We start from the raw sequence: 12,102 nt of genomic DNA on the forward strand, positions 1-12,102 counted from the left end.
CTATTTAGTATCCGCCGCGGTCTAACGTGGAGGCATAGCTTTATCTATGAAAAAGGCGCAAATCACCTTTCTTTTATTATTTCTTTGTACATCTGTACCGTGTTCAGCAGCGACATTGGAGGAAATCGGAAAAATCCCCGACAACACCCCACTATTTACGATTCATGGCTCTAATACCATAGGCGCGCATCTAGGCCCCAATCTTATTAAAGCCTACCTGAGTACCAAGGGGGTGAAAGATACAGAAATTAACGCTTCGGGTGTAGAGAACGAACAGTTAGTTAGTGGTTTTTTTAATAACAGGCGGGTCAGCGTCTATGTTGCAGCCCATGGATCCAGTACTGGATTCAAAGGACTACAGTCAAAGAAAGCGGACCTGGCAGCGGCATCACGCCCGGTTAAAAACAAAGAAAGCCGTTTATTCCCTGAGACCAACATGGTTGATGGTATGCATGAGTTTGTGTTGGGTATTGATGGCCTCGCCATTATCGTACATCGTAACAATCCCATTGAACGTTTAAATATTGATCAATTGGGACAGATATTTTCAGGGCAGATCAGCAACTGGTCTGAAATTGGCGGACCAAACCGTCCTATTCATGTATATGCCCGGGACAGCAAGTCAGGTACTTATGATACGTTTAACAGTCAGGTACTTGGTCGCGGTTATAAACTGTCAAACAAAGCCCAACGATTCGAATCCAATGAAAAGCTTTCTGATCAGGTCGCAAGGGATCTGGGAGGAATAGGGTTTACGGCTTTGGCTACCATTAACAATGCCAAAGCCATCAAAGTAAACGATATGGGAGCCAGCGCTTTTTTCCCCGATACCACCACCATTGCCACTGAGGACTATCCTCTGGCCAGAAGGCTTTATTTTTACAAAGCCACCAGCAACAACCCGTTTGTGAAAGACTTTCTAAATTTCGCCACTGGCCCTGAGGGCCAGAACATTGTTGAGCAAACTGGGTTTGTTTCACAGAACATTCTGAGCTATCAGAATCACCCCGCACCAGATATGCCTGTTGGTTATCGGGTTCTCGCTCAAAGCTCAAAACGCCTATCTGTGAACTTTCGCTTTCAGGCTGATGCCATGGAGCTGGATAACAAAGCCAGAGCCGATGTCAAACGTTTGAAACTATTCTTCGAACAACCTGAGAATGCCAACAAACAAATTATCTTGTTCGGCTTTTCAAGTGAAACCAGCCACCAGATTCGGGCCAGCTTAACTTCAGAGTTACGTGTCAACAAGGTAAAAGAAGCATTGCGTTCAGCTGGCATCAGCAATTCCATTGAACTAGGTGGCTATGGGGATATCAACCCAGTCGCAACCAACGAAAATACGGCATACGCGAACAAAAACAATCGCGTGGAAGTATGGATTAAATAACCATTGAGAGGATATCGGTAACGGAATACTCAACAGCCCGGAAAAATCCGGGCTGTTACTTCGGAAGGAGAATAACTAAAGTGCCTTTTCCAGCTCTGGTACTGCATCAAACAAATCTGCAACCAAACCATAATCCGCCACTTGAAAAATTGGGGCTTCCTCATCCTTATTGATAGCCACAATAACCTTAGAACCTTTCATACCTGCCAAATGCTGAATGGCACCAGAAATACCAACCGCAATGTACAAATCCGGCGCTACGATTTTCCCGGTTTGACCAACCTGCATGTCATTAGGCACAAACCCTGCGTCCACTGCTGCTCTCGATGCCCCGACAGCCGCTCCCAACTTATCAGCAATTCTCTCCAGCATGGCAAAGTTTTCACCGCTTTGCATACCTCGTCCACCCGATATCACAACCTTCGCTGCGGTTAACTCCGGACGATCACTCTCAGCGACTTCTTCCGATACATACTCAGAAACGCCTTTATTACACTGAGCCGAAACGCTCTCAATCGATGCAGAACCGCCCTCGGCAGCTACCGGATCAAACGCGGTACCCCTGACAGTCATCACTTTGACTGCATCTGCAGATTGAATCGTGGCGATTCCATTTCCGGCGTATATGGGACGCTTAAACGTATCTGGACCTTCCACCGCAATTACTTCAGATATCTGCTCAACATTTAACAGAGCAGCTACACGTGGTAAGTAGTTTTTACCATTAGTGGTTGCCGGAGCAATGATATGGCTGTATTTGTCTGCGATAGACAATATCAACTCAGCTACATTTTCGGCCAACAGATGAGACAGTTCTGGTTGATCCGCCACCAATACCTTAGCCACACTGGGAACTTTTGCGGCGTTTTCTGCAACTGAGGAGCAATCTGAACCAGCAACCAGCAAGTCAATATCTCCACCGATCTGTGCAGCGGCAGCAATTACATTCAAGGTTACAGGTGCCAATGCCTGGCCGTCATATTCTGCTATCACTAAGATACTCATTAGATCACCTTCGCTTCGTTTTTCAGTTTTTCGACCAAATCCGCCACACTGGCGACTTTTATACCGGCAGATCGTTCTGCTGGCGATTCAACTTTCAAGGTCGTCAGTGACGTGCTGACCGCCACTCCCAGCTCTTGAAGCGTGATTTTCTCCAGTGGTTTCTTTTTGGCTTTCATGATATCCGGCAGCTTGGCATATCTGGGTTCATTGAGACGCAGATCTGTCGTAATGACCGCAGGCAACTGTAATTTGACTGTTTGCAGACCACCATCGATCTCACGGGTAACCTGTACCTGGTTGCCATCAACTTCGACCTTGGAAGCGAAAGTTCCCTGTGCACAGCCCATCAGCGCAGCCAGCATCTGACCGGTTTGATTGTTATCCGAGTCAATTGCCTGTTTGCCCAGAATAACCATATCCGGCTGTTCTTTCTCAGCAATCGCTTTCAACGTTTTCGCCGCAGTCAGTGAGGAAACAGCCCCTTCTGCCTGCACCAGGATTCCCCTGTCAGCGCCGAGGGCAATAGCTGCCCGAATTTGCTCTTCTGCCTTTGCCTCGCCTATTGATACCACCACAATCTCAGTTGCCACCCCTTTCTCTTTCAACCGCACCGCTTCTTCCACGGCGATTTCACAAAATGGGTTCATCGACATTTTGACATTGGATAAATCAATACCGCTATTGTCAGGTTTCACACGGACTTTTACGTTATAGTCCACCACCCTCTTCACTGCGACCAGTACTTTCATAGGTTCTTCATCCCGTTTTTATGAATCATTGGCACAAATTCTAAGTTTCTTCCAGAATATCCCGGATTTCGTTGGTAGTTATCCACACATGCGGCCGATATTAGAACGATTCAAACGCTGATTTCAAACGCTTGTTTAAATTTTAACATCGATATGCTTTGATTATTGCCAGCAAAGCCAAATCTTAACCAAAACTCTGAGACCCGAACTGGAGGTAAAGCTATGGAACGCGATTCCATGGATTTTGATGTAGTCATCGTTGGCGCTGGCCCTGCGGGCCTGTCTGCCGCCATTCGTATATTACAGTTGGCCAAAGAAACTGAGACAGAGCTGACAGTATGTGTCGTTGAGAAGGGCTCCGAGGTTGGCGCACATATATTATCGGGTGCAGTCTTTGAACCTCGGGCACTGAACGAGCTGATCCCTGACTGGAAAGAAAAAGGGGCGCCTCTGAACACCCCCGTTAATGAAGATAAGATATTAGTGCTCAAAGATGCTAAAGGATCAATTAACGTCCCACCGGTGTTTGCCCCCAAAACCATGCATAACTCTGGCAACTATGTAATTTCTCTCGGAAATCTATGCCGCTGGTTGGCAGAGCAGGCCGAGGAGTTAGGCGCTGAAATCTTTCCGGGGTTTACAGCCCATCAACTGCTTAAAAATGAACAGGGACAGGTGGTTGGTATTATCACCGGTGATATGGGTATTGATGCCCAAGGAAATGAAAAAAACAGCTTCACGCCCGGGATGGAGCTTCGGGCCAAATTTACATTGTTTGCAGAAGGCGCCAGAGGTCATCTTGGCAAACAATTGATTGAAGATTTTGGACTTGATCAGGGCAAAGACCCCCAACATTATGGTATTGGCATTAAAGAGTTGTGGGATATCCCGGCAGAGCAGCACAAGCCAGGCTTGGTGATTCACTCTGCTGGCTGGCCGCTGAAACAATCAAAATCAGCCGGGGGAGCTTTTCTATACCACCTCGAAAACAATCAGGTTGTTATTGGGCTCATCACGGATTTATCTTACTCCAACCCGCATGTCAGCCCCTTTGATGAAATGCAGCGCATGAAACATCATCCGGAGTTCAGCAAATATCTACGCAATGGCAAACGGATTGCTTATGGTGCCAGAGCCATTACGAAAGGAGGACTACAGTCTCTGCCGACAATGCATTTTCCTGGCGGTTTGATCATCGGGTGTGATGCAGGCACCCTGAACTTTGCCAAAATCAAAGGCAGTCACACTGCTATGAAATCTGGCATGATCGCAGCCGAATCAGTCTTCACTGCCATAAAAAATGGTGCAGAAAATGGCGTGGATCTGTCTGATTATACGACTGCCTTCCAGAACAGTTGGGTTTATGAAGAACTGTACCAACAGCGTAACTTCGGACCAGCACAACACAAATGGGGAAACATCCTGGGTTCTGCTTACGCATTCGTGGATATCAATCTACTGAATGGCAAAACCCCGTGGACCCTGAGAGATCCAATTCCGGATTACGCTCAACTGAAACCTGCTGCAGACTGCCCCCCTATCGATTATCCAAAACCGGATGGCACTCTCAGTTTTGACAAGCTTTCGTCTGTCTTTCTGTCAAATACCAACCACGAAGAAGATCAACCCTGCCACCTGCAACTGGCAGACCCTGAACTTCCCATCAGAGTGAACCTGAAACGTTTTGATGAACCGGCGCAGCGTTATTGCCCTGCCGGGGTATATGAAGTGGTAGAGGAAAATGGCGAGACACACTTTCAAATTAATGCTCAAAACTGCGTCCACTGTAAAACCTGTGACATTAAGGACCCCAGCCAAAACATCACCTGGGTAACACCAGAGGGTGGCGGTGGTCCTAACTACCCCAACATGTAGCATCAACCTTGGCTGTTAAGTAGCGCTTAACAGCCATTGAGTGTCAATACTAATGATCGACTGCCACCATGGTTACGATGTTCACACAGATATATTCCCTGCCAGGTACCAAGCGCCAAAAGGCCATTACCGACAGGAACATCCAGTGAGGGTCCAAACAATGAAGCTTTAATATGCGCAGGCATATCATCCGAACCTTCATAAGTATGAACGAAACCTGGAAAGTTCTCAGGAACCGCAGTATTTGCCCAGGTTTCGAAATCCCCTCTCACACTGGGATCAGCATTTTCATTGATTGTCAGCGAAGCCGACGTGTGCTGAATAAAAATGTTCAGCCGTCCTATTTTAATGGATCGTAATTCAGGCAATTGCTCGACGATTTCATCCGTTACCAAATGAAACCCACGACCTCTGGCCTTAAGTCTGATTGTCTTTTGATACCACATGCAGTCTTCCCAATGAGAAAAAGACTATTGTGAATCAGTAGAAGCCGCATGTTCAAGCGGATCCCTCACCAGGACATCGCTACGCTCAGTGTAAAAGTACTGTGGTCGACGCCCCAACCGACGAAGCCAATACCGAAATGGGTGCCACCATCCTTTAACAATATTGAATGGCGAGGGAAACGTATGTGGTTTCGCTACTCCAACTTCAAGCTGCTTTTGATTTGGACGATAAATATAGGAACCAAACAACTTGTCCCACAACACTATCTCAGAACCAAAATTACCGGCTTCAGGAACATAGTTACTATGGTGAAAACGGTGTAGTTCACAACTTGCCAACACGTGGTTCCAAGGTCCAATTCGAATATCCGAATTGGTGTGAATGAAATATCCCTGCATGATCGTAAACAGCCCGGATATCAACAACCCTTCATCACTAATACCGATTGCCAGTAAGACGAGTTGAGTCAGAATTGTCCCGGATATCAATTCGATAAAATGAACCACACTATTATTAGTGATATTTACCTTGTCAGGCACATGATGTATACCATGCACGGGCCACAAAACGTCAACTCGATGTTCAAGCCGATGCTGCCAGTAGCCGACAAAAGATCCGGCCAGAACCGCAACCAATACGTTAAACCATAAGGGCCAGCTGTTCGTATCCGGACTAAGATCAACAGCAATCGCTCTGACTGCGGCCTCTCCAAGTCCTCCATACAACATGATCAACCCGAAATATATTCCGTCCCGCCGCCACTCCTTGGGAGTCTGCTTCCAGTCCGCCCTGAACGGAATAATCTGCTCGAGCACGATAAAATAACCGATACAGAGAATCGTACTCGCGAACAAGGTCATTCCATAATCCCAACCGTTCCGAATAGCAAGATAACCCAAACCTGATATCAGGAAAAATATTAAAGGGTATGCAACGTTCTTCACCATAGAACGCAACCGTTCTCCAAACGAGGCTGTACGTTTTTCCTCAATAGGGCTCATAAAATGTCCTTGTGACGTAAATAGGAAGAGCCACACACAGCAGAGAACTGAACAATGGAAAGAGTACTTAAGGGAGTTATCCTGCTCACAAAAACGGTTCGGTTTTTCTTAGCGGCAACGGCATTCTATGTTGCCATTCGGTACTTGGGCACCCTACTTTTGGCCGCACGCAATTGTGAGACTGCTCCAAACTATAGTTGGAAACATCTTACATTATCGTTAACATCCCGGCATAACCAGTGAACAAGCATATGACTGAGCCTCTTTTTAACACACCTGCAGGAACATTTATTTTAAAGAGAGACTCTGTCTCTCATAATGCCAATCTACGTGCGTGGGATGCTGCAGATGAATATCTGCTGGACATATTCCATCAATCGCCTGCTGAACGCATTATCATCATTAATGATCAGTTTGGGGCGCTCAGCATCCCCCTTTCCAAGCATGTTGAGACCGTATGGTCAGACTCATTTTTGTCACTTTCGGCAATCCATGAGAACACTGCCGGAAATCAAATTTCGCGACACATTCATTCAACCCAAGCAAACAAAATTCCAGCGGCCCAGGTGTCTTTGGCGCTCATGCGAATTCCAAAGAACAATCAGTTCTTTAGCTGGCAGCTGAAGTGTCTGCATCACCTGCTACCTGTTAACGCGGAACTTTGGCTGGCAGGGATGGATAAACACATAACTAAAAGTCAGTTTGACATGGTCGCGGACATATTCGGACCCGTTGAATTTTTGCCTGGCCGTAAAAAAGCGAGAATATGGAAAGCTCGCAAGATAGATGAGCGCCAGCATTCAGTTGATTTATTCAAACCTGGCTATCAGCTGGAAAAATATCAGCTTTCAATGCAACAGACGCCCAATGTGTTTTCGGGCAACCGACCAGATTCCGGTTCACTCTTTTTGTTGGAGCAACTAACTAACCTTCAGGACTTCAAACATATTGCCGATGTAGGTTGCGGCAATGGCCTGTTATCCATGGCAATAGCCAAAAACCTAGGGCAAGCACACATTACAGCAGTTGATGAATCTTTCCAGGCTGTTGCCTGTTGTCAGGAAAATGCCCGGTTGAATCATATTGACAACATTACAGTATCTGCGGGCAATGGATTAGAGGCGTATGAACCAGACAGCTTTGACCTGGTTCTTTGCAATCCTCCCTTTCATCAGGGCACAACGTTGACGGAACAATTGGCTCACTGGATGTTTAAAACAGCCGCCCGCACTCTTCGAATGAATGGTGAGCTTTGGGTCGTTGCCAATCGCCATTTGGACTACCCCAAAATACTCAGAGCTATCTTTGGTCATTGTCAGATGGTGAAACAGAACAATCGATTCAAAGTATATAGAGCTCGAAAGTCAAAAAATGAACGCTATACCGACTGATTTCCCACATAAACCATTTACGGGAAGTCAGTCAGATCTTCAGTAGACATCTATCAACGATGCCTGATTATCCAGCACCGATGAATGTTGGGCGTGCGGGCAAAATCCAACGGAATCGTCTGAGCAGTAATATCCTCGACAGCAAATCGCATGGCTAATGTTTCGTCGAGCACAAACTTTTTTTGATTATTGGAAAAAATCAACACTCCATCCTGAGAGAGAAGTTTCATGGCTCCATGAATTAACTCACTATGATCCTGCTGGATATCCAATACTTCGATCATCTTTTTTGAATTGCTGAATGAAGGCGGATCCATAAAAATCAGATCATATTTAGAAGCCTCTTTGGCCGCCTGCTGCAACCATTGTTTGCAATCTGCTTCGATAAACTGGTGGTGGCGATCACTGAAACCGTTCAGCTCAAAGTTCCGTTGAGCCCACTTCAGATACGTCTTGGACAAATCAACACTGGTAGTTTTGGAAGCCTTTCCTTTTGCGGCATGCAAACTGGCAACACCGGTATAACAAAATAAATTAAGAAATGACTTACCTTTACTGTGGGTTTGAATGTACTGACGAATCGGACGATGATCCAAAAACAAACCGGTATCGAGAAAATCCGAGAGATTGACAATAACCTCCAGACCGTTCTCATACACGATGACTTCTTTGCTTACGGCGGCAAACTTCTCATATTGCTGCTTGCCTTTCTGCCGTTTCCGCTCTTTCAGAAAAACATGATCTTCAGGAACCTGCATCACCTGAGGCAGAGCTGTCATGATGTCCGCCAATCTGGCTTGCGTTTTTTCCTCCGGGATTTTCGCAGGTGCTTTATATTCCGATACATGCAGATAGTTGCCATACAGATCAACGGCAACAGAGTATTCAGGTAAATCCGCATCATAAAGCCGATACGCATCGGTATTGAGAGTTTGCGGCCATTTTTTAGCTTTTTTCAGATTCTTAGTTAGACGGTTGGCAAACATTTGTGCGCCTTCGCCCAGCTCAATCTGACCAGTTTCAGACTTTTTCTCAGACTTCCTGACGGCCTGTTCATCTATATCAAATGTCAGAATCTTACAATCAATGGAGCCATTAAATATGCGATACTGTTTTCCTGCTCGCAGACCCATTGCATGCCCGAGATCGGGATTTCCAGTCAGAACAGCCGCTTGCCAACCTGGCAACTGACTGACCAGCAAACGACCAAGATAACGGTATAAACCTTTGAGTGAGTTTAGTTCCCCAAGACGCTCACCGTAAGGCGGGTTGCAAATCAACAGTCCCGGGTTTAAATCGATATGAGTCGGTTTTACCCATTCAGCTAATTCTTTATGGTAAGCGAAAGCCAAACCTTTAAGCCCGGCCCGATTAATATTTTCGTTAGCATTGCGAATCACTCCTGCATCGGCGTCATAACCTAGTAGTGGCGGGATCTGTGCCTCACCTGCTGATCTTCGTTGACGCGCCTCTTCCAAAAGCCGGTTCCATAACTCATGTTCATGTTGCAACCACCCCTTAAAACCAAAGTAGTGACGAGTCAGTCCAGGAGCCCGATCACCAGCCATCCAGGCAGCTTCAATCAGAAAAGTACCCGATCCACACATTGGATCAATGAGTGCCCCACGCTTGGCCGCTATCGTCGGCCACCCGGCTCTTAACAACACCGCTGCCGCCAGATTTTCTTTCAATGGAGCCTTACTTCCAGCCAAGCGATAACCCCGCCGATGCAAGGGTTCACCAGATAAATCAATGGCAATTGTTGCCTGACCTTTCTTGATTCGAATATCGATGACAATATCGGGCTGATCTTTTTGTACACTTGGCCGAACGCCCGTTTTGAGACGAAACTGATCGACCACTACATCTTTGGTTTTCTGGGCCCCAAAAACCTCATTGCGAATATCTTTTAATTCGCCCTTAAACTGAACTTTAAAGCTACCACTGGCACGCAAATGCTCAGTCCAATCCACGGTATTAATATGAAATGCAAGTGTTTCAAACGTAGTCACCGGTCCACTCGCTAACACCAGCGCTACACGACTGGCCAAGCGGCTCCAGAGCAGAATCCGGTAATAGACTTCGGCACTGGCATACCCTGATATAGCCCCAACCGTTTCTTTGGGATGTTCAAGACCAAGCTGGATTAACTCCTCCAGCAACAACTGTTCTACACCTTTGGGGCAACTGACGATCAATAGTGAATTCAAAAGATAACCTTGTCTGCAATTCTGACGGTGCGCCATTTTGCTACAAAACAATCGCAAGCAAAAATAAAATAAAAATAACGGCCTAGTCGGGGCGGATATTTGTATTAGCAGCAGGTATCGCCAGAGCTATGGTTTGTGGAATTAGGCAGTCCGACTTAAAAGACTTTACGGTGATTTCCGGAAAGCTGAGCTTCCCAGTCAAGTTTATCCGAAACGGTTTCCCAGGATTTACAGCTTGGGCATTGCCACTCCAGTTTATTCAGCTCAAAACCACAATGACTGCATTGGTGGGACGTATGCGAAACAAGGTGTTTGTCAGTCCAATGAATGATAGCGGTCAGGTCAGCAGGAACATTGGAAAGGTCAGCCTGATTGATTAATAACTGAACCACTTTGGAGTTTATTTCCTGCCGGCCCAATGACAATAACAGTTGCTTGTCTTTAACCAGTTTGTCAGCCATAACCGAAGGCATTTTTTCAAGCCCGGAGATGGTGTGAATCATTTCACGAACATCCCGCGCAAAAGATGCAACCTCCTGTTGATCGATAAAGCTGAAAACTTCGGCGATAAAGACCGGATTCGCCTGAATGGCTTTTTGCAGATATTTCATGGCAGTTTTGGGGTGATCCCACAAGACCATTAAACGAGCATATAACAACCAGGCACGAAAACTTTGCTTGTTTTCGCTCAAAGCTTTAGCAAGATGTCCTTCTGCTGACGCATATGCCCGCTTTCGAATGTCCACTTCCGCCAGTTCACAAAAATGATGTGACAATGCTTTTTTCTGCTGCTCGCTGATTTTGCGACCAAACTGTTTTCCCCAGTGTATACAGTTTTGCCAATCCTTCTGCTGTTCATAAATTTTAACCAGCTCTGCAATGGCCTTAAATCTGAATACAGAATTTTCCCTGACAAGGTTCATAAGCAGGCTTTCTGAGCGATTGCTTAATCCTAAGTTATAGTAGTCCTGGGCAAGGTGTAGCTGGATTTCCTGATTTACAACTTTGGCCAGATTCGCCCGACCAAACAGATGCTGGTATACCATGATGGACTGATCATACTGACCTTTTTGTCTCAACGTCTTCGCGACATTCAGGTAAGCTTTAACGGTCTCTGGAGTTACTGGCAGCTGATCCATCATTTGCTGAATGGACTTATCCGATGGTTCTGCAAAGTTTATTGGCTCAATTACAGGCACTGTCTGTACAGTACTACCTGACAAACTTAAAGATGATTTGCGTCCAATTGTTATACCCGCAGCCAGCAGAATAAGCGCCAGAGCGATAAAAAGTACCACTTCAAGGCTCATATGTTACCCACTCACTCTTTGGGCTCAGAAATGGGCATCTCTGTCAGTTGGGTTCTCAGCACGGATATTTCTTTCTTTTGTTTTCTGATCTGATGACCTGCTCGCAAACCATAGTATGAAGCCAGCACAACGCCAATAAACAGACCAATTCCTAATGCCATGAACAGCCATAGAAACAGAGGTAATTCAGGAGTTTTTAACTTTAGAAAGGCAATCGAAACAGGTTGGTGATTGTCTATACCGATGACGACACCAGCAACGGTTACAATCAAAAATAAGACAATAAAAACTATGCGACCAAGAAATTTAATCATTCATCTAATCTGGTCTTATTAAGGTCTGCACATGATCATTCTTCGATATGGGCATTTACCAGATCCCTCAATTCTTTACCGGGTTTAAAATGCGGTACAAACTTACCAGTCAAATCTACGGACTCCCCTGTTTTAGGATTACGACCTAACCTGGGAGAACGATAATGCAATGAAAAACTGCCAAACCCGCGTATCTCAATACGCTCTCCGCTCGCCAGCGTTTGTGCCATATGATCCAACATGGTTTTTATGGCAAGTTCAACATCCTTTACCGACAACTGATTTTGTCTTTCGACAATCCGTTCGATGAGTTCAGACTTGGTCATTGTGCCTCCTCGATCTTCAGAATCTTTGGTCAATCAAGTGAACCTCACTCCCAGACCCCTGCAATGACACTCTAGCTAGCGTAA

The 12,102-nt window shown here is 45.9% G+C and carries 11 protein-coding genes; 3 read left to right on the forward strand and 8 right to left on the reverse strand.

Features of this window, described 5'->3' with window-relative positions; translation table 11 throughout:
- Nucleotides 1-46: 46 nt before the first annotated feature.
- Entirely contained in the window at nucleotides 47-1,390 is a 1,344-nt protein-coding gene (locus ACQY6I_RS05160; protein WP_428240400.1) for a substrate-binding domain-containing protein, read from the forward strand.
- Between the two features lie 75 nt (nucleotides 1,391-1,465).
- Here ACQY6I_RS05160 and ACQY6I_RS05165 read toward each other — a convergent pair whose 3' ends face one another.
- Together ACQY6I_RS05165 and ACQY6I_RS05170 are read right to left on the reverse strand one after the other, a co-directional pair.
- A complete protein-coding gene (locus ACQY6I_RS05165) occupies nucleotides 1,466-2,395 on the reverse strand; it encodes an electron transfer flavoprotein subunit alpha/FixB family protein (protein ID WP_428240401.1) in 930 nt (309 codons plus the stop codon).
- Entirely contained in the window at nucleotides 2,395-3,144 is a 750-nt protein-coding gene (locus ACQY6I_RS05170) for an electron transfer flavoprotein subunit beta/FixA family protein (RefSeq protein ID WP_428240402.1), read from the reverse strand. Before ACQY6I_RS05170 ends, ACQY6I_RS05165 begins: the two co-directional genes overlap by 1 nt.
- 222 nt (nucleotides 3,145-3,366) lie before the next feature.
- Between ACQY6I_RS05170 and ACQY6I_RS05175 the strand changes: the two genes are divergently transcribed.
- The gene (locus ACQY6I_RS05175) at nucleotides 3,367-5,019 is read left to right on the forward strand and encodes an electron transfer flavoprotein-ubiquinone oxidoreductase (protein ID WP_428240403.1); all 1,653 of its coding nucleotides are present in this window, start codon (nucleotides 3,367-3,369) and stop codon (nucleotides 5,017-5,019) included.
- A gap of 26 nt (nucleotides 5,020-5,045) precedes the next feature.
- Here ACQY6I_RS05175 and ACQY6I_RS05180 read toward each other — a convergent pair whose 3' ends face one another.
- Nucleotides 5,046-5,465: a secondary thiamine-phosphate synthase enzyme YjbQ gene (locus ACQY6I_RS05180; RefSeq protein ID WP_428240404.1), complete on the reverse strand. Its 420-nt coding sequence runs from the start codon at nucleotides 5,463-5,465 to the stop codon at nucleotides 5,046-5,048.
- A 24-nt stretch (nucleotides 5,466-5,489) separates the two neighbouring features.
- A complete protein-coding gene (locus tag ACQY6I_RS05185; protein ID WP_428240405.1) occupies nucleotides 5,490-6,467 on the reverse strand; it encodes a sterol desaturase family protein in 978 nt (325 codons plus the stop codon).
- A gap of 251 nt (nucleotides 6,468-6,718) precedes the next feature.
- On the opposite strand from ACQY6I_RS05185, the gene ACQY6I_RS05190 reads away from it, so the two are divergent.
- Nucleotides 6,719-7,858, forward strand: a complete 1,140-nt coding sequence (locus ACQY6I_RS05190; protein ID WP_428240406.1) for a class I SAM-dependent methyltransferase — start codon at nucleotides 6,719-6,721, stop codon at nucleotides 7,856-7,858.
- Nucleotides 7,859-7,911: 53 nt separating this feature from the next.
- Here the strand turns inward: ACQY6I_RS05190 and rlmKL are convergent, their stop codons facing one another.
- The 4 genes from rlmKL to ihfB all read right to left on the reverse strand — a co-directional run bounded on the left by rlmKL (nucleotide 7,912) and on the right by ihfB (nucleotide 12,018).
- Nucleotides 7,912-10,068, reverse strand: a complete 2,157-nt coding sequence (gene rlmKL / locus ACQY6I_RS05195) for a bifunctional 23S rRNA (guanine(2069)-N(7))-methyltransferase RlmK/23S rRNA (guanine(2445)-N(2))-methyltransferase RlmL (protein WP_428240407.1) — start codon at nucleotides 10,066-10,068, stop codon at nucleotides 7,912-7,914.
- A gap of 155 nt (nucleotides 10,069-10,223) precedes the next feature.
- Complete coding sequence (locus tag ACQY6I_RS05200; protein ID WP_428240408.1) at nucleotides 10,224-11,378, reverse strand: hypothetical protein; 1,155 nt, start codon at nucleotides 11,376-11,378, stop codon at nucleotides 10,224-10,226.
- 11 nt (nucleotides 11,379-11,389) lie between these two features.
- Nucleotides 11,390-11,692 carry a LapA family protein gene (locus tag ACQY6I_RS05205; protein ID WP_428240409.1) on the reverse strand — a complete coding sequence of 101 codons (303 nt, stop codon included), beginning with the start codon at nucleotides 11,690-11,692 and terminating at the stop codon, nucleotides 11,390-11,392.
- 35 nt (nucleotides 11,693-11,727) lie between these two features.
- Nucleotides 11,728-12,018, reverse strand: coding sequence for an integration host factor subunit beta (gene ihfB, locus ACQY6I_RS05210; protein ID WP_044618043.1), 291 nt, complete (start codon nucleotides 12,016-12,018; stop codon nucleotides 11,728-11,730).
- Nucleotides 12,019-12,102 lie beyond the last annotated feature (84 nt).

Origin of the sequence: Gynuella sp., assembly GCF_050297175.1 — a bacterium.
Classification (GTDB): domain Bacteria; phylum Pseudomonadota; class Gammaproteobacteria; order Pseudomonadales; family Natronospirillaceae; genus Gynuella.

Coding starts and splice junctions, on each gene's coding strand:
- ACQY6I_RS05160 (WP_428240400.1), top strand. CDS start 47: ATGAAAAAGGCGCAAATCACCTTTCTTTTATTATTTCTTTGTACATCT.
- ACQY6I_RS05165 (WP_428240401.1), bottom strand. CDS start 2,395: ATGAGTATCTTAGTGATAGCAGAATATGACGGCCAGGCATTGGCACCT.
- ACQY6I_RS05170 (WP_428240402.1), bottom strand. CDS start 3,144: ATGAAAGTACTGGTCGCAGTGAAGAGGGTGGTGGACTATAACGTAAAA.
- ACQY6I_RS05175 (WP_428240403.1), top strand. CDS start 3,367: ATGGAACGCGATTCCATGGATTTTGATGTAGTCATCGTTGGCGCTGGC.
- ACQY6I_RS05180 (WP_428240404.1), bottom strand. CDS start 5,465: ATGTGGTATCAAAAGACAATCAGACTTAAGGCCAGAGGTCGTGGGTTT.
- ACQY6I_RS05185 (WP_428240405.1), bottom strand. CDS start 6,467: ATGAGCCCTATTGAGGAAAAACGTACAGCCTCGTTTGGAGAACGGTTG.
- ACQY6I_RS05190 (WP_428240406.1), top strand. CDS start 6,719: ATGACTGAGCCTCTTTTTAACACACCTGCAGGAACATTTATTTTAAAG.
- ACQY6I_RS05200 (WP_428240408.1), bottom strand. CDS start 11,378: ATGAGCCTTGAAGTGGTACTTTTTATCGCTCTGGCGCTTATTCTGCTG.
- ACQY6I_RS05205 (WP_428240409.1), bottom strand. CDS start 11,692: ATGATTAAATTTCTTGGTCGCATAGTTTTTATTGTCTTATTTTTGATT.
- ihfB (WP_044618043.1), bottom strand. CDS start 12,018: ATGACCAAGTCTGAACTCATCGAACGGATTGTCGAAAGACAAAATCAG.